General features: G+C 39.8%; 17 protein-coding genes. 13 read left to right on the top strand and 4 right to left on the bottom strand.

Annotation, left to right across the window (positions count from 1 at the left end; all coding sequences use genetic code 11):
- Positions 1–54 precede the first annotated feature (54 nt).
- The 5 genes from ACFQ32_RS06095 (at position 55) to ACFQ32_RS06075 (ending at position 8,222) form a co-directional block, all read left to right on the top strand.
- Positions 55–1,452 (top strand): metallophosphoesterase family protein, encoded by a 1,398-nt coding sequence (locus ACFQ32_RS06095; RefSeq protein WP_046325562.1) that lies wholly within the window; start codon positions 55–57, stop codon positions 1,450–1,452.
- Between the two features lie 109 nt (positions 1,453–1,561).
- Positions 1,562–3,511: an asparagine synthase (glutamine-hydrolyzing) gene (gene asnB, locus ACFQ32_RS06090; protein ID WP_046325561.1), complete on the top strand. Its 1,950-nt coding sequence runs from the start codon at positions 1,562–1,564 to the stop codon at positions 3,509–3,511.
- A gap of 19 nt (positions 3,512–3,530) precedes the next feature.
- Positions 3,531–4,787 (top strand): carboxylate--amine ligase, encoded by a 1,257-nt coding sequence (locus tag ACFQ32_RS06085; RefSeq protein ID WP_046325560.1) that lies wholly within the window; start codon positions 3,531–3,533, stop codon positions 4,785–4,787.
- Positions 4,788–4,956: 169 nt separating this feature from the next.
- The gene (locus ACFQ32_RS06080; RefSeq protein WP_046325559.1) at positions 4,957–6,177 is read left to right on the top strand and encodes an MDR family MFS transporter; all 1,221 of its coding nucleotides are present in this window, start codon (positions 4,957–4,959) and stop codon (positions 6,175–6,177) included.
- A 95-nt stretch (positions 6,178–6,272) separates the two neighbouring features.
- Positions 6,273–8,222, top strand: coding sequence for a M13 family metallopeptidase (locus tag ACFQ32_RS06075; protein ID WP_046325558.1), 1,950 nt, complete (start codon positions 6,273–6,275; stop codon positions 8,220–8,222).
- Between the two features lie 305 nt (positions 8,223–8,527).
- Here the strand turns inward: ACFQ32_RS06075 and ACFQ32_RS06070 are convergent, their stop codons facing one another.
- The 4 genes from ACFQ32_RS06070 to ACFQ32_RS06055 all read right to left on the bottom strand — a co-directional run bounded on the left by ACFQ32_RS06070 (position 8,528) and on the right by ACFQ32_RS06055 (position 12,617).
- Positions 8,528–8,728: a hypothetical protein gene (locus ACFQ32_RS06070; RefSeq protein WP_046325557.1), complete on the bottom strand. Its 201-nt coding sequence runs from the start codon at positions 8,726–8,728 to the stop codon at positions 8,528–8,530.
- 156 nt (positions 8,729–8,884) lie between these two features.
- Positions 8,885–10,915: a KUP/HAK/KT family potassium transporter gene (locus ACFQ32_RS06065; protein ID WP_046325556.1), complete on the bottom strand. Its 2,031-nt coding sequence runs from the start codon at positions 10,913–10,915 to the stop codon at positions 8,885–8,887.
- A 121-nt stretch (positions 10,916–11,036) separates the two neighbouring features.
- A complete protein-coding gene (locus ACFQ32_RS06060) occupies positions 11,037–11,495 on the bottom strand; it encodes a hypothetical protein (RefSeq protein ID WP_046325555.1) in 459 nt (152 codons plus the stop codon).
- Between the two features lie 258 nt (positions 11,496–11,753).
- On the bottom strand, positions 11,754–12,617 hold the full coding sequence (locus ACFQ32_RS06055) for a hypothetical protein (RefSeq protein WP_046325554.1): 864 nt from the start codon (positions 12,615–12,617) through the stop codon (positions 11,754–11,756).
- Positions 12,618–12,832: 215 nt separating this feature from the next.
- On the opposite strand from ACFQ32_RS06055, the gene ACFQ32_RS06050 reads away from it, so the two are divergent.
- From ACFQ32_RS06050 to ACFQ32_RS06015, 8 genes are all read left to right on the top strand, one after another.
- Complete coding sequence (locus ACFQ32_RS06050) at positions 12,833–13,051, top strand: DUF1659 domain-containing protein (protein ID WP_046325553.1); 219 nt, start codon at positions 12,833–12,835, stop codon at positions 13,049–13,051.
- A 41-nt stretch (positions 13,052–13,092) separates the two neighbouring features.
- On the top strand, positions 13,093–13,341 hold the full coding sequence (locus ACFQ32_RS06045) for a DUF2922 domain-containing protein (RefSeq protein WP_046325552.1): 249 nt from the start codon (positions 13,093–13,095) through the stop codon (positions 13,339–13,341).
- A gap of 532 nt (positions 13,342–13,873) precedes the next feature.
- Positions 13,874–15,679: an SLAP domain-containing protein gene (locus ACFQ32_RS06040; protein WP_052724668.1), complete on the top strand. Its 1,806-nt coding sequence runs from the start codon at positions 13,874–13,876 to the stop codon at positions 15,677–15,679.
- Positions 15,680–15,812: 133 nt separating this feature from the next.
- On the top strand, positions 15,813–16,655 hold the full coding sequence (locus ACFQ32_RS06035) for a hypothetical protein (protein WP_046325551.1): 843 nt from the start codon (positions 15,813–15,815) through the stop codon (positions 16,653–16,655).
- A gap of 235 nt (positions 16,656–16,890) precedes the next feature.
- Positions 16,891–17,382 carry a sigma-70 family RNA polymerase sigma factor gene (locus ACFQ32_RS06030; RefSeq protein ID WP_046325550.1) on the top strand — a complete coding sequence of 164 codons (492 nt, stop codon included), beginning with the start codon at positions 16,891–16,893 and terminating at the stop codon, positions 17,380–17,382.
- A gap of 121 nt (positions 17,383–17,503) precedes the next feature.
- Positions 17,504–18,721, top strand: a complete 1,218-nt coding sequence (locus ACFQ32_RS06025) for a glucosaminidase domain-containing protein (RefSeq protein ID WP_046325549.1) — start codon at positions 17,504–17,506, stop codon at positions 18,719–18,721.
- 46 nt (positions 18,722–18,767) lie between these two features.
- Entirely contained in the window at positions 18,768–19,916 is a 1,149-nt protein-coding gene (locus tag ACFQ32_RS06020) for an SLAP domain-containing protein (protein WP_046325548.1), read from the top strand.
- 130 nt (positions 19,917–20,046) lie between these two features.
- Positions 20,047–21,876 (top strand): cation:proton antiporter family protein, encoded by a 1,830-nt coding sequence (locus ACFQ32_RS06015; RefSeq protein WP_046325547.1) that lies wholly within the window; start codon positions 20,047–20,049, stop codon positions 21,874–21,876.
- Positions 21,877–21,929: the final 53 nt, after the last annotated feature.

Genomic DNA, 21,929 nt, shown 5'->3' with positions numbered 1-21,929 from the left:
TTTAGAGCTGAAACATGTGTGTTCAGCTCTTTTTCTTTCTGCTTGAGGCAAAAAATGGGTGTTTTTAAGTATGCTAAAAGATTAGCTGATAAAATAAATGGGGCTAAGCTGCATTCCTTATTTAAGAAAAAAGATGTACAGCTTGATCCCATGCAAGACTATTTGACAGTAGGAGAGTATCACGTTGACGGTGAACAAAGAACTCCCAATGATCAACCTTATACCCTGACTGTCTATCAAGATGAAGAAAAGGTACTGCACCAGGCACTAAGCTTGGAAAGCACGGATAAGTTAGAGCCTGAATATGTGCGCAGGTATAGTCCTGAATTGCAGCGTTATCGCGCTTTTGTCAGCCGTAAAACCGGCAGGCGTTACGTTGTAGAAGAATATCTCGACCGCTTTATTGAAAGAGTAAAAGGCCACATTCGTACAGGGAAAAATTCTGTGAATGTGAGTGTCATTACGGACACTCATTATAAGGACCGTAACAGTATGGACTTTTATGGCTGGAATGGTCTGACACATGTTAATGAATTTTCTTATCTTGATGATTCTGGTCTTCTTAGTTTAAAAGTTCATTTAGGTGACTGGATTGATGGCTCTGATACCGGCTTTTTGGGCGAAAGCGAGTTAACTAAACTGCGTGATTCCTTTAAATCAGATAAGGTGCCATATATTTTAATTAAAGGAAATCATGATGAAAATGATAAATTTGATGAACATCATGATTTAAGGGCCTCTTTTCCAGAAAATGAATTTGAAGGAATTATGTGGCCTGCTATGTATCAGCAAGATGGCATCCATTATATTTCCCGCCAGCACGGTGTTTGTTACTATGACGTGGATGACTTGCGCTTTATTTCTGTGAATACTTCAGATTTGCCCTATTATCTGGATGCACAAGGCAGAAAAAAATATGATGCTAAACTCACTTTGGCTGTGAGGGAAGATCAAATAGAAGAAATTATTGAAATTCTGGAGCAGTCATCGAATAAGCAAATTATCTTGATGAGTCATGCTAATCCCATTAATCGTAAGGGTTCAAACGCATTAAAGTACAATGGTCGTTCACTGCATGAACTGTTGGTAGCTTTTAATCAAGGTGAAAAAGGAGAGATGCATTCCAGCTTTGGTCTGCCTCCTGAATTTCGTTTGGCAAATGAGTTTGATTTTACTAATGTAAAAAATGCCCGCATTATTGCCTACTTCTGCGGCCACAGACATAGAGAAGATCAGTACCGGATTAACGGGATCCAGTATATCTTGTTTAACTGTTCTGCACTGATGGGTCCTAATCACGCCTTGACCACCAAATACAATAAAAATTGGAAAAGGCAAATTGACCACCAAACCGAATTTGCCGGTTATATTGTAAACATTGATTTACAAAGACACTATATTCAGACCTTCGGCTATGGTGCTGCCAGCAAACGCAGAATCTTTTATATTTAGTAAAGTCGCGACGGGCAATTTGGAAATTGCCCGGTTCTTAGCATATAATGGAAAAGTTAAAATGAAGACAAAAATATACAAAGTAAGACAAATTAAGGGAAGTTAAGCAATGTGCGGAATTGTTGCATTCTATAATCCAGAAATAAATGATAAACAAGCTGCTATCGGTAAAATGATGGCGGCAATGAAGCATCGTGGTCCTGATTCAGATGGTTTTTATACTAACGATAAAGTTGCCTTAGGTTTTAGGAGACTGTCAATCATTGATTTACGTGGCGGCAGTCAGCCAATCTACAACGAGGACAAAACAAAGGCGATTATCTTTAACGGTGAAATTTATAACTTCCAGCCCTTAAGAGAAGAATTGCTTGCGGCAGGTCACACGTTTACTACTAAGTCCGATACGGAAGTACTTTTGCATGGTTTTGAAGAATGGGGCATGGCTGGCCTGCTCAAAAGAATCAGGGGCATGTTTGCCTTTATTATTTGGGATGATAAGACCCAGACAATGTATGGTGCCCGCGACTTTTTCGGTATTAAGCCGCTGTATTACAGCAATGAAAATGGCCACCTGATTATGGGCTCAGAAATTAAAAGCTTTCTGGCACTGCCCGGCTTTAAACGGCGTTTAAACATTGAAGCCGTTAAACCGTATTTAATGAATCAGTATAATGACTTGCATGAGACTTTCTTTAAGGGTATTTACAGATTTCCTGCCGGTCACTGGTTTGAATACAAAGATGGCGCAATGAAAATCCACCAATACTGGGACGCGGAATACAAAGCCAATACTTTAAGTTTCGAAGAAACCGTTAATAAAATTAACGAAGACTTGCACGAATCAGTTAAACTGCACCATATCGCGGATGTTCCTGTCGGTGCCTTCTTATCAGAAGGGGTCGATTCCAGCTATATCACCAGTATCTTAAATCCAGACGATGTGTTTTCAATTTCGTTTGATGATGCCACTTATGATGAAGCGTCAAAGGCCAAGGCGCTAGCGGACATCAAGGGCTGGAACTTCTTTTCCGACAAGGTTAAAGCCGATGAAGCAATGCATGACTTCCCCGAGATGCAGTATCATATGGATGAACCGGATGCCAACCCGTCAATTATCCCGTTGTGGTACCTCTGCAAAATGGCGCGTAAGCATGTCACGGTCGCATTGTCCGGTGAAGGCGCAGATGAGTTGTTTGCCGGTTATGTCAATTACGGGATGCACACGCATAACAGTATTATTAAGGCCTTTACTTCACAGTGCAAGAAATTGCCTAAGAACACCAAGGTTAAGCTGGCGCGCAGAATTAAGAAAATGCCGAACTTTCCGGGCAAGGTGCATCTGTATACCAACTTAGCTGAGCCAAGTGAATTTTATGTTGGTCAATCGGTTATCTACGACATGGATTACCCGACCATCTTCTCTTCAGAAGATGCTAACAGCATCTTAAAGCCGTCTTACCGGAATAAGCTAACTGTTAACGGGATTTACCAAAGTGACTTTAAGAAGGTCAAAAATCTCGATAATGTCCGGCAAATGCAGTACATTGATCTACATCACTTTATGCTTAATGATATTGAACAAAAAGCTGATAAGATTTCTATGGCTCATTCGCTGGAATTGCGGGTACCATATCTTGATAAAAAGGTGGCAGAAAGGGCAAATTCAATTCCCACCGATTATCTAGTTAATAAGCATGATACTAAATATGCTTTACGCAAGGCTTCAGAAAAAGTTTTACCAGCTGAATGGGCTAAACGGCCAAAACTAGGTTTCCCTACCCCAATCAAAGAATGGCTGCAAGAACCTCGTTTTTATAAACAGGTGCGCGAACTGTTCAGTGAAGACTTTGTCCAGGATATCTTTGAACAAGATAAAATTTTAGACTTACTTGATGAAAACTATAAAGGCGATGGTTCTCATCGCAGACAGATTTGGACAATTTATACGTTCTTAGTTTGGTATAAACTATTCTTTGTTGATTATGAAGGTACGGTTGCCAAATACCAGCGTGTCCAACCAGAAGTAGCCGATTTGATTAAACAAGGCAAATTGGTTTAATGAGGAGCAGAATTTATTAATGAAACGAAACTTTACACCAATTTTACTTGGTAGTGACATTAATGTTTACGGCATGGCCCGATCGTTTAACGAGGCTTATGGTATTAGCGTGAAAGCACTGGCTGACAGCCAGCTGGCAGCAACGCGTTATTCTAAAATTGTTAGTGTGGAACTACATCAGGGTTTTAGTGAAGATCCCACTTTTATTGAAGTAATGCGCAAGCAAATGAAACTCTACCAAGACCATGAAGAACCGGTGATTTTGATTTCATGCGGAGATGGTTATTCGGAACTGCTTGCCAAACATAAAGCAGAACTAGAGCAGGTATTTGTTGTTCCTTACGTGGATTATGATCTCTTACAAAAATTAATTTCAAAAGAAAACTTTTATCAAATTGCGGAAAAGTATGGCCTGCCGTACCCTAAGACTAAAATTGTGACTATGGCAGATTACAAAGCAGAAAATTATTTGGAGCTGCCTTTTGGCTATCCACTGGAGCTTAAGCCGGAAGACCCAGTATCTTGGCTTGATGTGCAATTTGAAGGTCGCAAAAAGGCTTTTACCATTCATAATGAAACTGAATTGCGCGACATTGTTACTAAAATCTATGAGAATGGCTACAAAGAAGATTTAATTCTGCAGGATTTCATTCCCGGTGATGATTCCAACATGCGGGTGTTAAATGCCTATGTTGATAAGGATCATCATGTTAAGATGATGTGTATGGGTCACCCTTTGCTGGAAGATCCCACGCCCCAGTCAATTGGCAATTATATGGCGATTTTACCTGATTATGATGAAAAGCTGTATGAGCAGGTTGAAGCATTTTTGGAAAAAATCAATTACACGGGGATGGCTAACTTTGACATTAAATATGACGCCCGCGATGGCAAATATAAGTTCTTTGAAATTAATTTGCGTCAGGGTCGCTCAAGCTTCTATGTGACACTTAATGGTTATAATTTAGCGAAATGGTACGTGGACGATTATGTTTACGATTCACTGCAGGACAAGGAACCAATCTACGGTAATAAATTAAAGTCGAAGCATGAATTGTGGCTGGGTATTCCGGTGAGCGTATTCAAGCAATATGCCGTGGACAATGAAGCCAAGCAAATGGCCGAAGAATTAATTCATGAAGGTCGCTATGGTACGACTGTCTTTTATGATCAGGATCGCAATTTTAAGCGGTGGCTGCTTTTGAAATACATGTTTCATAATTATAAAGGACGCTACCAAAAGTATTACCAGGAAAATAAGGGCCAGTTCTTTTAGGCCTATTGCCATTGCATAATAACAAAGATGATTGCAGCAAGACATGTGATCATCTTTTTAGATAAAAACTATCTTTTTTACCCGGTTAGTTATTAGTTTTGGGGTGTTCTTTTTTAATACTTCTTGCTAAACTGGTAAATGGAATTTAAAAAAAGAAAGGACTGAATAAATGAAACTTAAACACGGATCTAATGAAAAAACAGAAATTAAGCTGCGTTGGCTGTTACTAGGGGAACTGGCCACGTGGATTGGGTCAAGTTTTGTTTGGCCCTTAACTTCGGTTTATTTAAACAAGCAATTACACATCAGCCTTTCTGTAATAGGGGTTGTTTTATTTTGCAATTGTGCCAGCAATGTCTTGGGCTCATTTTTAGCCGGGCGCTTGTACGACCGCCTGAACCCCTACCCGTTAATTGTCACTGGTTTAGGACTTGATGCGCTGGTTCTGTTTTTGATGGCATTCTTTCATGGCTGGCCGGAATATTGGATATGGCTGATTATGACGGGATGTATCAGTGGCTGGAACGGCACGCTGATTAATTCAATTGCGACGAGTTTGCGTAAATATTCAGGACGTTACGTTTTTAATTTGATTTATTTTGCGCAAAACGTTGGTACTGTCACTGGTACTCTACTTGTCGGTTATCTCTATGATTTCTCGATTGAATTTTTATTCATTCTGGCAGCATCTTTATTTGCCATTGCTTGCGTCAATGCGGCTATTCATTACCGCCCGATCAGCACTTTTCACCAAAACCGTAAAAAGAATGGTGTTAAAAAGAATGCACAATCCAAGGCGATTCCTATGCCAAAATATAATGTGATGTTAATGGTCGGATTTTTGGTTTCTTTAGCTGTGACCTGGTTAATGTATATGAACTGGGAATCAAACCTGTCAGTTTACATGGTGTCTTTGGGAATACCTTTCCACATGTACAGTTTGCTATGGACCTTTAATGGTGCGATCATAGTTACTGTCCAGGTAATTTTGGCACGCTTTCCCCATATTTTTAAAAACCTGTTTCAGCAAATTATTTTTGGCACGATCATGTTCGCAATCTCTTTTGCCACATTGATTTTTGCCAAGGACTTTGCCCATTTTGCACTGTCAATGTTTGTGCTGACGCTAGGTGAAGCGACAGCTTTTCCTGCCGTTCCTGCTTACATTAACTATTTATCCCCCGCAACGAGTAAGGGTAAATATCAGGGTGAAATTAATGTTGCCCGCGGGATTGGTCAGGCCTTTGGTCCCTTATTTGGCGGGATGGTAATTGATCGTGCGGGTTACATCCCGTTTTTCATAACAGCTGCCTGCGGTATTTTTCTGATGGTGCTAATGTTATTGCCCCTTCACGCAAAGTTGCGTAAACATATCACACTTTATAAATGATTTTGTAAAGGCTTTTTAATATTAACGGTTTAATTAAAATGATAAGATTAATTTAGTCTATTTTTAATTTAGATATAAAAGGGAGGACTTTCTGAATGAATAAAAATTTTGCTGTTCGCGGCGGTAGTGGCGATATTATTGAACCTAATGTTGCCGCTCGTCCACAGGACAACCTTTACTTGGCTATTAATTCTGAGTGGATTAAAAATACTAAAATTCCTGAAGACCGTTCACGGATGGCTTCATTTGACGGCATCGATGTAGATGTTGAAAAGCATTTAATGCAGGATTTTGCCGATTTTGCATCTGGTAAAAAAGAAGTACCGAATGTTCCTAACTTAGGTGAAGCAGTTAAGCTCTATAAATTAGCAGGCGATTTTGACAAGCGTAATAGGGAAGGTGCTGATCCAATTAAGGACGATTTAGCTATTCTTGACGGCATTAAGGACTTTTCTGACTACAACTTAAATGCGCCTGACTTAGCAACTTTTGCCTTGCTCCCATTTAGCTTTAGCGTTGAACCTGACATGAAGAATACCAAAGTTAATGCTTTGTATTTTGCTGGTCCTGGAACTTTCTTGCCTGACACTACAACTTATCAAACTCCTGATGCGCCAAAACTATTAGATACTTTGCAAAAGCAGTCAGTTAAGCTTTTAACCATGGCTGGTATTGCTCAAGCTCAAGCAGAAAAATATGCAGAAGATGCTATTAAGTTTGATGCTAAGCTAGCTAAGATCGTTAAGTCTACAGAGGAATGGGCAGATTATCCTGCTACTTACAACCCAATGAAGATTGAGGACTTTGAAGCTAAGTTTGATAAATTCAAGATTGCTTACTACTTGAAAGAAGCAATTGGCGAAGAACCAGAACGAATTATTGTTGAAGAACCACGCTACTTGGATCACATTAACGAAATTATCAATGAAGAAAACTTTGATGAAATCAAGGGCTGGATGATTGTTACCTTTATTAACGCGGATGCCGACTCCTTGTCACAAGACTTCCGGGAAGCAGCGTTCCCATTTAGCCAGGCTTTATATGGCCAGCCTAAGTTGTCTAGTGGTGAAAAGCAAGCTTACCACATTGCCAACGGCGCCTTTAGTGAAGTAGTCGGTGTTTATTATGGTCAGACTTATTTTGGCGAAGATGCTAAAAAAGACGTTGAAGACATGATTCACCGTATGCTTGACGTTTATAAGGAACGCCTGCAAAATAATGACTGGCTTTCTGCACAAACTAAAAAGCGTGCGATTGTTAAGCTTGATGCTTTGGTCTTGAAAATTGGTTATCCGGATAAAATCGAGGAGATTTATAATCGTTTGAAGGTTATCCCTGCAAGTCAAGGTGGCAGCCTTTATGCAAATGAACGTGCATTTATTATTGCAGAGCAAAAGTACAACATTGAGCAATTGCACAAGGAAGTTGACCGGACAGTCTGGGCAATGCCTGGTAATTTAGTTAACGCCTGCTATGATCCGCAGAGAAATGATCTGACTTTCCCTGCAGCCATTTTGCAAAAGCCATTCTATGACTTGAAGCAAGACAGAGCAGCCAACTTTGGTGGTATTGGTTCCGTAATCGCTCATGAAGTTTCTCATGCGTTTGACAACAACGGTGCACAATTTGATGAATTGGGCAATATGACTAATTGGTGGACTGATGAGGATTACGCCGAATTCAAGAAGCGGACACAAGCTGAAATTGATTTGTTTGATGGCATCGAATATGGTCCGGTTAAACTTAATGGTAAGCAAATAGTTTCAGAAAATATTGCTGATCAGGGTGGCTTGACCGCTGCCGTTGAAGCCGCCAAGAATGAAAATGATGACTTAAAGAAATTATTTGAAAACTTTGCACGCATTTGGGCTAATAAGCAACTGACTGAATCAATTAAGAGTCAAACCGCGGTTGACGTTCATGCACCTGGTCCATTACGTGCCAACGTTCAAAGCCAATGTCAAGATGACTTTTACAAAGCCTTTGATGTTAAGCCTGAAGATGGCATGTGGCTCGACCCAGAAAAACGAGTACATATTTGGTAATTACTGCAATATTAAGTTGTCAGATAATTTGACAAATCTTATTATTAATAGTAACATTAAAACAAAAGAATCTGTGGGTTAGTGGATATAGCTTGCACCCGCCTGTGGGCTTCAGATAGAAGTGAAAGAATGACAGGACTACCAACCCTTGAGGTAAGATAGGGCATATCTAGCGTGAGGTGAAACTCAATACGTGAAAAGAAGGATGTTTAATCCTTCTTTTTTGATATTTATTGTATTAAAAAAGACACATTACTCTGAATGGAGCCAATGTGCCTTTTCATTGTTTTATTAATTTTTGAAAATTAAAGAGCCACAAAATCTACCAACTTTTCATTAATTAAAATTTGATAAGCATAATATTCAGGCCCAATGTGTTGTACAATGGAGTCACTCACTTCAAGCTTATCGATATATTTATTCATAATTCGCTGGGCTTGGTCTTCACTTATGCCTTTACTCACAGCAAATGCGATCATTTGCTTAAGAAAAATATTTCTATTCATTGTACTCACACCTCACTATCCTAACTCGATCAACTGCTATCTGTTTGACTAGACTTTTACTACTTGGTCATGATTTCTTCATATCACTTATTATAAACGCTTTTTGCTTAAAATAAAGCCGCCCCGACTCTAACAAGTCGTGGACGGTTATTTATATTATTCAGTTTCTTTTTTCTTTAAGTTGGAATAGTCACGTGGTGCAACCCGCTTAATGTGCAGGTTGTGTCTTGGCTTGCCTAAAATCAAAGGCACTTGTTCGACCACCGTATCAGTGTATTCCAAACCAAACCAGGAGGCAGGATTGGAAGACAGGTTTTGCAGCCATACCCGCGCTTTTAACATTACTTTTTCAAAACCCTTTAGTCTGGTTAAAGGACTGACAACTTCATTAACAATTACAAATGAGAAGTCGCCAACTTTACGACCAGGGGTAGTGGTGTATTCCTGCGGTTGAGCCTCAATGGTGCCGTCTTTGATCAAGTCGTGGACAATTTGCCGCAGGTAAACGTTGACACTGGTTTGTTTCTTGAAACCGAGATACAGCTGCACGTTAATGACATTTTTAGTGCCAAAAGTATTAACGGCGTATCTGGCTGTAAACGGTTCGTTGGTAATGTTAACAGTGACAAACCAGTAGGCCTGAGCGCGTTTAGGCCGTTTATCCAAGATGGAGTACATGATTTCCCGTTTAATAAACTTATTGTATTTAACTTTAGCCATGTAGACCAAGTTAGTCGCATAAGTAGGGTAATCATCATCATGACTTAGGTCCGTTAACATATCGGTGTATTCATCTAAACGTACGTAGGAATGAGCACCTTCGTGCTTGTCGCGGACTTTATTACCGAAGTACCAAATGAACATGATAACGCCAATAAAACCGGCAATTAGGACGGTGACATAACCGCCATGCATGAATTTGGTCAGACTGGAGATTAAGAACATGCCTTCGATAAAGCCAAAGGCAAGTAAAAAGCACAGGCGCAATATTAGCGGATGGTGTTTTGAACCCAAGTACTCAAACAAAAGCAGGGTAGTCATTAACATTGTGACCGTGATTGACAGACCGTAGGCTGCTTCCATGTGTTCTGAAGTCCTGAAGAAAATGACGATTGCAATAGTAGCAACGCAAATCATTTTGTTAACGGAAGGAATATAAATTTGGCCATGCTTAGTAGTAGGGTAATTAATATTCATTCGTGGTAAAAATTTCAGACCACTTGCTTCGGATACCAGTGTAAATGAACCGGTGATTAAAGCCTGGGAGGCGATAATGGCGGCAACTGTGGCTAAGATGATGGCGAACAAGCGCAAATCAGTCGGTACAGCCTCAAAGAAAGGATTGAGCTCACCGCCATTAGTCTGGTAGTGCGGGTTCTGCAGTATCCATACTCCTTGTCCCAAGTAATTAAGTGACAGACAAAGAAAGACATATGGCCATGATCCGCGAATGTTACCTTTGCCAACATGACCAACATCAGAATACAGCGCCTCGGCACCAGTCGTAGCTAGGAAGATTGAGCCCAAAATGAAAATACCGGCTTTATTAGACGGGCTGAAGAGAACTTTAACAGCCCAAACCGGATTCAGTGCTTCCAGAATTGACCAGTCGTTAGCCATATTATAGATACCGATCAAACCTAAAAAGGTAAACCAGACAAACATAATCGGGCCGAAGGCTTTACCGATACTGCTGGTGCCCAGCATTTGAATTGAAAACAGTACCAGCAGAATGGCGATCGTAATAATGATGACGGCATTCTGGTTAGGAACGGGAACGTGGGAACCAAAGTGCATGTTCTTTAGTCCCTCGATTGAGGTTGTGACGGTCACGGCCGGCGTCAATGTTCCGTCAGCTAGTAACGCTGCTCCGCCAATCAATGCTGGCATCACCAGCCACTTGGCTCTTTTGCGTACTAAAGCATATAAAGCGAAAATACCACCTTCACCACGGTTAGTGGCCTTAAGCGCAATCATAACGTACTTAACGGTAGTTAGCAGCGTGACTGTCCAGAAAATCAGCGAGATTGAACCTAAGATCAGTTCCCGATCAACGTTGGCAATACCGCCATTACCCGTAACGATTGACTTCATTACATAGAGCGGACTAGTACCGATATCGCCGTAAACGATACCGATGGTAATTAACAAACCGGCAGCTGAAATCCGCTTCTTCTTTTTATCCATAGTAAATATGTACTCCCATAGACAAGATTGAACTATTCATTTTTAAGTAAAAAAGAATGTCAATGTGGCATTCTCATTCAAGTATCTATTTTGTTCTTTTTTTTGCTTTAGTACAAGTAAATTATGATAAAGAAGCTGAAATTTTATTGCGGCGGTCTTCGTACCAGTTATCCCAATCCTTGTATGATGTCATTTTTTCTGCTTCAACACCATCTTTAGCCGCAATTTCATCAATTATATTTTGGAAATTTTGCGCATGATATTGTAATACATGTTTAACTAATTCTTTACGGGTAAAGTGAATGTTGTTAAGAAGATAGTGATTAATATCCACCATGTTGGAATTAGTATCGTATAAGTTCATGATTTCTAGGTCGCGCTGATTAAATTGTGCGATGTAGAAGTCAGCGAAGACTATAAGGTAATCTGGCTGCTGCGCGAATTCTTTCTGCGGCATGGTAGACCACTCAGCCTCAGGCATGACAACCTTAAGTTCCTTTTCTTTTCTAGCTTTTTCTTTATCTTTTTCTTGTTGTTTTTCGTTATCTTTCTCTTTGGTATTATTTTCTTTATCAGTCAAAGCAGACACTCCTTTAATAAAAATAGGAAACGTGAAAGTCAATAGTCATTTTACAGAGTTTAGACTATAAAAGCAACTATTGGAGCAATTTACCCTTTACATAATAGTAGTTTTTCTCAATTTTAATAAAATTATAGCATTTTTACCCACGCACAAAAAACTGCTGAATAGTTAAAACTTTGACAAGAAAAATCGTCTTAAATTGCAGTTTAGCAGTTCAAGGCGATTTTACTTAATTCAGAGATCTAAAAAGAATGATTATGGTCTGAGATAATCTTGGATGTCTTTTTTGGTAATCTTGCCTGGCTTGGTTCTGCCGGATTTTCTATAAAGATCAATTAAGTCTTGTGGACTCCAGGAGGTTGCATCATAACCGAACTTAGCTACACGTTTACGCAATTGCGCAATCTGCTTCTTAGTAACGGTCTTGCCGTTTACCTTATGGTTGCCCATTGCTCCTTCACCGGTCTTACCAGCATTGCCTGTGTCTGGTCCTTTACCGGAAATAGCTTTGTAGCTTTGAGCTGCGTTACCGTTTGTGCCGTCTTTAGCAGCCTTTTGGTTATTCTTCAGTCCCTTTTCTGCTTCTTTCTTATATTGGCTGTAGTATTGTCCGTCGATATATGGCAGGTCTAGAACTTTTTGATACTCGTCAGCGGCTTTAAGGTATTGTTTATTCAGTTCGGCTTGGGATGCAGCAAGAAAGATAGGCCGAATTTCGTGCTCGTAATTGTCCTGCACATCTTTAATAGTAGCTTTGAGATTTTTACCTTGTTTTACTAAAACGGAGTAGCCATTTTTTCTTTGAATTACGTCTGCAGTTTTGCTTAAGGCATCATAATATTTACCCTTTTTAGTAGCCTTAATTGCAGAAGTCATATTGTCCGATTGGTTTTTATAAGCTTTAGCCTGGTCACTCTTCTTAATTCTGAAAGCTTTGGCAAATGCGGAGCTTGCTTCTGAGTAGTCTTTGTCAGCAACTGCATTTTTACCGGTAGTCATTGCACTGTTATAGGAAGCATTAATTTTATCACTGTTAGATTTTTGGGTAGCATAAAAGACGCCACCACCAATAGCGATAATTACTACTGCCACAATCGTACCAATTGTCGTTTTTTTCATAATAGGAATTTATCCTCCTTACTTATACTTAGTTTAATTATAGATGGTTTAAGCAGATTTGACTACTTAATGGTGTTTTTTCACTTGTTTTAGCTAAAAAATTACGACTAAAAAGTTACATTTTACGGTGCCAATTCGTTAGTAATAGTGTAAGACATCTGGCGCGCGGGTAGATTACAGCATTAAGATAATTTAAAAAAGGGAAGAAAGATACTATGAATTTTGCATTATTAGATCAAGCAGTCCAATACACATTTTTAAACTCCAAGTATGGCAAACAAGGTGCTAAAACACGCAATTTGAAGAATGTTAAACGGGGCGTTGCAGCAGACAGTTTAGCTAAAGTCGGAAACGCACTGGCTCACTTGCAAGGCGATGAACTGGGAGCGGCAACCTTAATTCAAAAGCAGGGCATTTCATTAGCAAGAGATTAAAACTAGGTAGTCAATAATTAAGTGGGATAGGAGTATATAATATGGAAACTAAAACCAAGACTTTACAATTAGTATTTTTAAATGGTGCGGGCAAAAAGGTTAATTTGTCCTTGGCTAACGCTGCGGCTAACTTAACTGGCGCGGAAGTTAAAACGGCAATGACTACAATAGCAAATGCTGATGCATTTGAACAAGAAGGGGTGAGTCTATATCAAACTCCTCAATCTGCTGCATACGTTGAACGAACTGTTACTAGTTTGTTTGATAATACTGCGGATCAGTCTCTGTAATTTGCAGATACTGAAACTGATTAGCAAATTGATTGCTAAAGTCAGGCGGATTTTAAGACGAGAGTAAATATTAATAAAGGAAAGGGTTGCACTAAGATTGTTAAGTGCAGCCTTTTTTACTTTATAAAAAGTTTTTTTGTTATTATTTTGTAAAATTTACCGGCAAATAAAAAAGTTTTTTTAACTAAAATTAGCCAGAAAACCCGCAAAGCATTGTTGCACAACGTTTTTATAAGAATAGCAACTTTACATATCTATTTTACAGCTGTAAGCGTTTGTTACAAAAGTGTGTAAAATAATTGGATGCCTTGCAATTTAAGCAAAAGGTTAGTACAATATGAAATGTGGTAAGTAATAGCTATGCTTCAGGTTCGATAGCCTGTACGCATGCGCGTTCTTCAGCTTGAAGGCTACCTCATAAGAGTTATAAACTTATGATTTCAGCTCGAAGGGTGTTGTAACAATGTAGGCTCATAACGACTGAACCTATAGTCTATTACTATTTTGTATATACACAAGGAGGAAAGACCACATGAAGAAAAATTTAAGAATTGTTAGCGCTGCTGCTGCTGCTTTATTAGCTGTTGCTCCAGTTGCTGCAGGTACTGTATCAACTGCTTCAGCTGCTACTGAGGGTGTAAGTACACGTGCTTTTGATCCAAGCTTAGCTAACGTTGGTGCAAGTATTAATGTTAGAAATGCAGAGGGTATCAATGGTGGTGAAAATGTTTCTGTTTTACGTTTTTATTCACACCTTGATAGAGTCAATGATAATGTTCCATCTGTTGGTATTACTGATGGTGGATCGACTACCGTTTATCTAGCTGCAGATGTTACCACTGATAGTAATGGTGAAGTAACAGTTAGTGCTACTGCTAAACCAGTTACTACTTTACAAGCAAATACTCAATATGTTGTTGTAAAGACACTTGTTCAGATAACAGGCTTAAAAGCTAAACAAAAGTATAATTTAAATGTAAATGGTGGTACAAAGACAATAGAAACTAATGCTAATGGTGTTAGTGGTACATTTGATTTGGCACAAGCATTCACAACTTCTAAGAAAGCTTTTATTGGTGCACCATATGTATACCTAAATGGTACCAATACTCGTGTATCTTCTGGTAGCGTTGGTCTTGTAAAAGGCTTTTATAGTGTTGATGCTGTTGTACGTTCCATCATCGCAAAATATGGTGTTGGAGTAGATACTGCTGCTGGCGTTGGTGGCTCTGCTAACGGAACCATTAAAGGCGAGTTTTCACAATTAACTCAGGATGTTAGAGACGGTCTAAGTAAGGCAGTTACTCTTAATTCAGATGGTACTTTTGCAAAACCTTCATCTTCTATCACTTTCCCAGTAACTATTCAAGCTGGTAATAATACAGAAAGCTTTTTCGTAACAGTATCTCCAGAAGCTATTGATGTAGACTTCTCGTTCCCAAGAATCAGATTTGCTGGTGATGCAGCTGGTGTTGTACATGCCGGTTCAGGTGATGTTGTTAACGTTAATGGTGAAGGATTTAATTACGTTGCCCTTAATGGTACAGTAAATGTTCCATTGATTAGTAATCGTTTTTCAGCTACTATGAGTGAAAATAACAGTACTGCTATTCCTGTTAAGGTTGATGCAAGTAAAGTTAACACTAAAGTTGCTGGCGTTTACCCTGTAACAGTAAGTGCTACTAATGCTGAAGGCAAGACCAGTTCTGTATTGTTCTACATAACTGTTGGTGACGCTGGTGCTACTTATGTAACTGTTCAAGCAGATATTGATAATGTACCAGTTTATGAAATCAATGGTAATATTGTAACTGATACTAAGACCACTGTTAAGAACGGTGACAAGATTGCCACTTACGGTACTGTAACTGTAAATGGTAAGTCATACACTCGTATTAACAGCGCTGACTCAACTAAGTTTGTAGAAACTAAGTATGTTGACGGTTCAACTAAGCCAGTTGCAGCTACACCTAAGACAGTTATGCACAACTCTTACATCTATGACAAAGATCACAAGCGTGTTGGTACTAACAAGCTTGCAGCTTACAGCACTGTAAATGTTTACGGTACTACAACTAAGCTTGCAGATGGCAGCCTTGTTTACAAGATTGGTGACAACCAATACGTAATGGCTGACAACATTGACGGTACTGCTCGTGTATTGTCACACAATGCTTATGTTTACAAGACCTCTAAGAAGCGTGCTGACAGACGTGTATTGAAGAAGGGTTCAACTGTTGTTACCTTTGGTTCACCTTACACATTCAAGAATGGTAAGGCTTACTACCGTATCGGCGGTCCTGCTAAGCAATACGTTAAAGTTGCTAACTTTAAGTAATTAATTCTTAGTTAATTATACGAAAACGGAAATGTGTTACATTTCCGTTTTTTTGTTGCCTTTTTAAGCTATGCAAGCGATAACAATATTGGTATAATGGCTTTTATCAATTTTAAAATTAGGAGAAGCTTAAATGATAAAAGAAAATGATACCATTTGCAACTTACCCCCAAGTAAGGACTATCCCATCTGGTCAGAAAGGTTATTGCGCCAGCGCATAGCAGAAGATAAGAAGATTTTAGACTATCTGGTGTTTGATGAAGAATACTGTGTTGGTGCCAGTACAATTGCCCTGTACCAGTTTCAAAATCAGCCGCTGTGGGGCAAGTTCAAAAGCGCTATTTTTGACAGTAAGTGCGGCATAGTCCTAAGTGGTCGTAGTACCAAGTCTCACCTGACTTCATTTGCGCAGAAGTGCCTGTTTGCCGGTCTTGAGTTTCAGCGCGAATTTGCCCGCCAGATAGGTTTAGCAGGGCACAATGTCATAGCTACTGGCAGACTGGCTTATTTTTCCACTCGCAGTTACAACACCAGCAATCTTGACTGGGTTGCGCTTCATCAAATGGCCGACTATCAACCATTGCAGAACCACATGTTTGTCTTTAAAACTGTCAGTATTAGCGACAACAAATACCTTTTTGCTTACCGCAACTGTAGCCGCCATTTAACAGAAAAGATCGGTAACAGCTTATTCTTTAACCATGCCCTCTATGTGCTCAACAGCAATCATTTAGAGCAGAATTTAGGCTGGCGGGTTAGGAAATTTCATGGCAAATCTCTGATTGATCAACCGGCTAATTTTCATCCGCATCAATCTCTGGCCAATTTAAGTCTCAAAAGTATTATGACGGAAGTTCTGGACAAAAAGCACTTGCGCTACGGTAACTGTTTGGCAGATTTTTATGAATTGCCTCAAATGACCGAGGCACATAAGAAGGCCTACTATTCCAGTAAGAGACCCGACAGCTTATATTAGCTTGCTACACGAATTAAGTAATTGATTCGTGTATTTTTTTAACTCTTTTTTCACCCAGAAATTGTGCGTTATTAGGCTGTCTGCAGCTATAATTAAGTAAATTTTCTCTTTTATTAAAATAAGCAGTGATAGTATAATTAAAGCCTCATTTTATGTTTTTGCTATTTTAATAAACCTTGTTAATCTATAGGGGCACAAGCGCTTGTGACAAAATCACATAAAGGAAACGTCACAAATGAAGATTAACCAACAAGCATTTATAACGGCATGGGATAACCAAAAACTAGTTAGAGGCGCATTAAAGGCCGCCCACGTCAGAGTGGACTATACTAATTATGAAGACCTTTTTCAAGAAGGTATTTTAATATACGCGGAAATGTTAACCAAGTTAGCAGATAAGAAGCGTCCAGAAGTAGATCGGCTGAGTTTTCGTAAGATTATCTGGCACACTATTGATCTGTTGCGCAAAAAGCAGCGTCAATCAGAAGAAGAAATTGCCTTTGATTCGCTCACAGAAGCAGCATTAATAACTAACTGGAATAACCAGCTGGTTCTTAAAGGTGAACTTGCTCATATGAACAAGATAGAGAAATTGCTATTTATTAATCACTTAATTGGTGGTCAAACTATCAGTGCCTTGGCTCAAGAAGCCCATGTGAGCCGAGTTCAGCTGCAAAGAAGCAAGCATAATTTGTTAATTCACCTACGTGAAATTTTAGAAAAATAATTACTATTTGTAATATAAAAACGATCTATATTACTTTTTGACTACAATTCAAGTGCAGCTATTGTTTATAGTCTAATTGCCCGATACAATAAAGGTGTCGGTTAAGGAGGAAATATTATTTATGAAGAAAAGACTAATCACTGGTTTTGCGACAGCTGTCCTCGCCTCAGCGGTTGTCATGCCGGTTACCAACAACTTAATTGCCAATTCTCCAGTACGTGCTGAGAAAGTATCTGCAGCTACTGCGGCTGAAACTACGTTTTTAAATACTATGTCTAAACAGGCACAGAAGGTATCAAAGAAATACGGCTTATATCCTTCAGTGATGATTGCCCAGGCAATCGTAGAATCTAATTGGGGCAAGTCAGGCTTGGCAGTCAACGCCAATAACTTATTTGGTATGAAAGCTAATGACGACTGGCCCGGAGCAACATATTCGTCTAAGACTCGTGAAGAAGATAAGAACGGCAAGAGCTATTATGTAACCGCTAAGTTTAGAAAATATGACTCCTGCCAGGATTCATTTGATGATAATGGTAAGAAATTGCGCTTAGGAGTAACTTGGCAGCCTGAGCGCTATCAAGGAGCCTGGTTGGAAAACGCCGCTTCTTATACAGATGCCACTCAGGCGCTAACTGGTACGTATGCGACTGACAGCAAGTACAACACGACCTTGAATGCCAGAATTGCTAACTACAATTTGACGCAATATGACCCTACGATTTCAAACACCAGCAAGTCTTATGTTGTCAAGAAAGCGGGCGCAACTTATGCGTGGCCTACTGACCATTCGGTTTCAGCTAAGACTAATTCTGTTGCTAAGGGCGATGCTGTGACCGTTACGAAGACCATTACTTATTATAACGGCAAAAAGCGCATGTATATCTCCGGCAAGGGCTGGGTTAATGATACGCTCTTAGACTTGGGCAGCGCACTTCCTCCTGCTTCGCAAGCCCCTAAGGGTGAAAAAAAGGTCAACAAGACTTTAATGCACAACTCTTATGTTTATAACTCTGAGGGTAAACGTGTTAAAAAGCTCAAGGCTATCAAGGTACCTAACACTGGCAAAGTAATTGCGACCTACGGTACTAAAACTATTAACGGTAAAAAATATTACCGTATTGGCGAAAACCAGTATATTGCCAGCGGCAATATTGATGGCACAGTGAGACCTTTAAAAAAGAATGCTTATGTTTATAACGATTACGGCAACCGTGATAATCAGCTGGTAATGAAGAAGGGGCAGTCAGTCGCAACCTTTGGCAGTGCAATTAGTATTTACGGTCATAAGTATTATAGAATTGGTATTCACCAATATATTAAGAAAGGCAATTTCTAGAGCAGGGTCAAACGGTAAAAAGCAGAAATAAGGAATGAAAATTTAGATGAAGATAAAGAAACTAATAACTACTATTGCTATCGGAGTAGGTTTAGTTGCACCTATTTTTAATGTTAATCACACACAGGTAGTTGAAGCTGCCTCAATTAATTCAATCGCAAAACAAAACAGCTATGTCGGCGAGACATTTTTGTATCAAATGTTGCAGACGCAGAATATCAAGTATAACAAATTTTATGCTAAAGGCAATAAAATCAAGTATCGGCAAGGAACACCTGAAGGTATTGTCATCCATGAGACTGCTACCCCTGGAGCTTCCGCCTATAACGAAGCCATTTACTTCAACCGTGAATGGATGAATATGTACTCCTACGTTCATGCCTTTGTCGACAGTAAGCAAGTTATTCAAATGATGACGCCCAACTACGGTGTCTGGGGTGCGGGCGCAATTGCCAACAACCGCTTTATTCAAATTGAGCTTTGTCGGGAAAACACGCGCAACAAATTTGCTAAAAGCGTCAATAATGATGCTATTTATGCCGCTAAGTTATTGCACCGCTATAACATCACGCCGGTGAATGCTTCAAATACTGGCACGGGAACTATTTGGTCGCACCACGCTGTATCGCGCTTTTTAGGTGGTACCAATCATACCGATCCGGATGGCTACTTCCAAAAATGGGGCTATTCGATGAATGACTTTTTCTCCCTGCTCAAATATTATTATGACTTGCAGGCAGCTGAAACATCTAATACCACAGTGCCCGATAATAACGTTGGCACAAATGATCCGGTGGTTTCTGAGCCTAACACTGACCCCGTTTCTCAAGCACCGACTGGCAACAAGACTTTAATGCATGATGCCTATACTTATGATGCCCAGGGTAACCGCACCACTGCTGCACTGAAAACTGCAGGTACTGTGGTAACTGTAGCGCAAGAGAAGGTTATCAACGGTAAAAAGTACTTGCAAATTGGTGAAAATGAATACGTTGTTGCCAGCAACATTGTTGGCACTAAGCGAGTTTTAACTCATAATGCTTATGTTTATGACACTACCGGAATTCGCTGTGATAATTCAAAACTCTTACGTGGTACTTCTGTGCGCACTTATGGCGGCCGCATCAATATTGGTGGCAAAATGTACTACCCAATTGATACTAACCGCTTTGTCAAAGCAGCTAATTTTAAGTAGCAAGTAAAGAAACAGGTTATGATATGACCCCCAAGTTTGGGGGTCATTTTGTTATTTCTTACACGTATTATTTTCTTCATTTGACAATTTCTTGTATAATCGACTAAGAATAAATGAGGGGGCATTCCTTGTGGCACAGTTGTCTTTATTCTTAGTTATTTTGTTTGCGCTGGTAGTGCCTATATTAATGGCGCGTTTGCGGGTTAATGCAGTTCCAACTGCAGTTGCAGAAATTATTGTTGGTATTGTATTAGGGGCAAGTGGTTTCAATCTCGTCCGGCCGACTCATGACCTGTCTTTTCTGTCAAATTTAGGCGTGATCTTGTTGCTATTTTTGTCAGGGATGGAAATTAACTTTGACTTGTTAAAGCCGGGGCAAAAGTCCAAGAGGAAAAAGGGTCAGATCGCTCCTTTTAAAGTGGCACTCAACGCCTTTTTAGGTGTGACAATTTTGTCTATTTGCTTAGCATTATTTTTAAAAGTGTTGGGTTTATTTGGGGACGTCATGCTGGCAACTATCATTTTTATGACTGTTGCTTTGGGCGTGGTGATTGCTACCTTAAAGGAAAAGGATATTTTAAACAGGCCTATCGGTCAGACGATTTTACTAACTGCGGTTTTAGGGGAAGTAATTCCCTTAATGCTTCTAACGGTTTATGCAGCTATTAATGGCGGTAACACTAAGCAGTTGTGGCTGATTATTCTGCTCTTTGGCGTTGCTATCCTATTATTGTGGCGCTTTAAGCAGCCGTACTTATGGTTTGTAAAGGTGACCAAATCAACCACTCAGTTGGATGTCCGTTTAGCCTTCTTTCTAATATTTGCTTTGGTTACGGTAGCCGAAAGAGTGGGAGTGGAAAACATCCTGGGGGCGTTTTTAGCCGGCATTGTCATGAAGTTGTTAGAGCCCAGTCAGGAAACAGCAGATAAGTTGACCTCAATTGGCTATGGCTTTTTCATTCCTATTTTCTTTATCATGACGGGAGTAAAGCTTAATTTAAGGTCACTTTTGGCTCACCCCAAGTCACTCATTTTATTACCAATATTAGTTTTGTTTCTCTTCTTGGCTAAAGTACCTGTTGCTTTGGTTTACGCGCAAAAATTCGGCAGACGCAATGGTATTGCCGGTGGCTTTTTAACCGCAACTACGATTACTATAGTCCTTCCGACTTTAGCAGTAGCACGTAAATTAAACGTCATCACAAGGTTGCAATCAGATGTTTTTATCTTGGCTGCTGTGATCGTCTGCATTCTGTGTCCGATTTTATTTAATGCCATTTTTAAATTAAAAGCAGAAGATCGCATTAAAGAAAAAGTTGTGATTTTGGGTACGAATGCCTTGACTGTTCCCGTAATGCTTGACCTGCATGATAACTGGTATTCGGTTAAGATGTTTACTACCAGTAACGAACACTATCATATTTATAAAAGCCGCGTGCCTCAGCTAAAATTATTATTCCCATTGGATAGTGAGAGCTTGGCACAATCCGGTGCCTTTACTGGTGATATTTTCGTTGCGGCCATGAGGTCTGACGATACTAATTTGCGCCTAGGCCAGCTGGCACAAGAGCAGGGTGACTTTAAGCGCATTATTATTTGTCAAAAGCGTGCTGATATTGCCAGGGTCAAGGACTTGCGCAAGAGCGGTATGGAAGTCTTTGACTTGAGTAATATTACTTCCGCACTCTTACGAGCACTAATTGAATCGCCCGCTCTCTATAGTGTCTTGAGTGATACTAAAAATGCGGTTTATTCCGTTATTGTCCGTAATACGCAGTATTCTGGTCGGCAACTGATGGACTGGGACGTGGCTCATGACATCACTGTCAGCCGTATTCGCCGGGGCCAAGAGTGGCTGGTGCCGCACGGTCACACTGTTATTGAATTAGGTGATGAACTGATTTTCACCGCAAAATATCAGGCAGCTGATCGTATGCGCAAGGTTATCGGCAAAAAATAATTGCTAATTATATTGACTAACAAAGGACTGATTTTGACTATCAGTCTTTTTAA

The sequence above is a fragment of the Lactobacillus melliventris genome, from assembly GCF_042679465.1.
GTDB classification, from domain to species: domain Bacteria; phylum Bacillota; class Bacilli; order Lactobacillales; family Lactobacillaceae; genus Lactobacillus; species Lactobacillus melliventris.
Note: the sequence above shows the minus strand (reverse complement) of the source record. Positions and strands in the feature narration are given on the sequence as shown.

Excerpts from the sequence above, each read along its gene's own strand:
- ACFQ32_RS06050 (WP_046325553.1), top strand. The coding sequence starts at position 12,833 with ATGAATTTTGCATTATTAGATCAAGCAGTCCAATACACATTTTTAAAC.
- ACFQ32_RS06095 (WP_046325562.1), top strand. The coding sequence starts at position 55 with ATGGGTGTTTTTAAGTATGCTAAAAGATTAGCTGATAAAATAAATGGG.
- ACFQ32_RS06065 (WP_046325556.1), bottom strand. The coding sequence starts at position 10,915 with ATGGATAAAAAGAAGAAGCGGATTTCAGCTGCCGGTTTGTTAATTACC.
- ACFQ32_RS06085 (WP_046325560.1), top strand. The coding sequence starts at position 3,531 with ATGAAACGAAACTTTACACCAATTTTACTTGGTAGTGACATTAATGTT.
- asnB (WP_046325561.1), top strand. The coding sequence starts at position 1,562 with ATGTGCGGAATTGTTGCATTCTATAATCCAGAAATAAATGATAAACAA.
- ACFQ32_RS06025 (WP_046325549.1), top strand. The coding sequence starts at position 17,504 with ATGAAGAAAAGACTAATCACTGGTTTTGCGACAGCTGTCCTCGCCTCA.
- ACFQ32_RS06040 (WP_052724668.1), top strand. The coding sequence starts at position 13,874 with ATGAAGAAAAATTTAAGAATTGTTAGCGCTGCTGCTGCTGCTTTATTA.
- ACFQ32_RS06080 (WP_046325559.1), top strand. The coding sequence starts at position 4,957 with ATGAAACTTAAACACGGATCTAATGAAAAAACAGAAATTAAGCTGCGT.
- ACFQ32_RS06035 (WP_046325551.1), top strand. The coding sequence starts at position 15,813 with ATGATAAAAGAAAATGATACCATTTGCAACTTACCCCCAAGTAAGGAC.
- ACFQ32_RS06075 (WP_046325558.1), top strand. The coding sequence starts at position 6,273 with ATGAATAAAAATTTTGCTGTTCGCGGCGGTAGTGGCGATATTATTGAA.
- ACFQ32_RS06045 (WP_046325552.1), top strand. The coding sequence starts at position 13,093 with ATGGAAACTAAAACCAAGACTTTACAATTAGTATTTTTAAATGGTGCG.
- ACFQ32_RS06020 (WP_046325548.1), top strand. The coding sequence starts at position 18,768 with ATGAAGATAAAGAAACTAATAACTACTATTGCTATCGGAGTAGGTTTA.
- ACFQ32_RS06070 (WP_046325557.1), bottom strand. The coding sequence starts at position 8,728 with ATGAATAGAAATATTTTTCTTAAGCAAATGATCGCATTTGCTGTGAGT.
- ACFQ32_RS06030 (WP_046325550.1), top strand. The coding sequence starts at position 16,891 with ATGAAGATTAACCAACAAGCATTTATAACGGCATGGGATAACCAAAAA.
- ACFQ32_RS06055 (WP_046325554.1), bottom strand. The coding sequence starts at position 12,617 with ATGAAAAAAACGACAATTGGTACGATTGTGGCAGTAGTAATTATCGCT.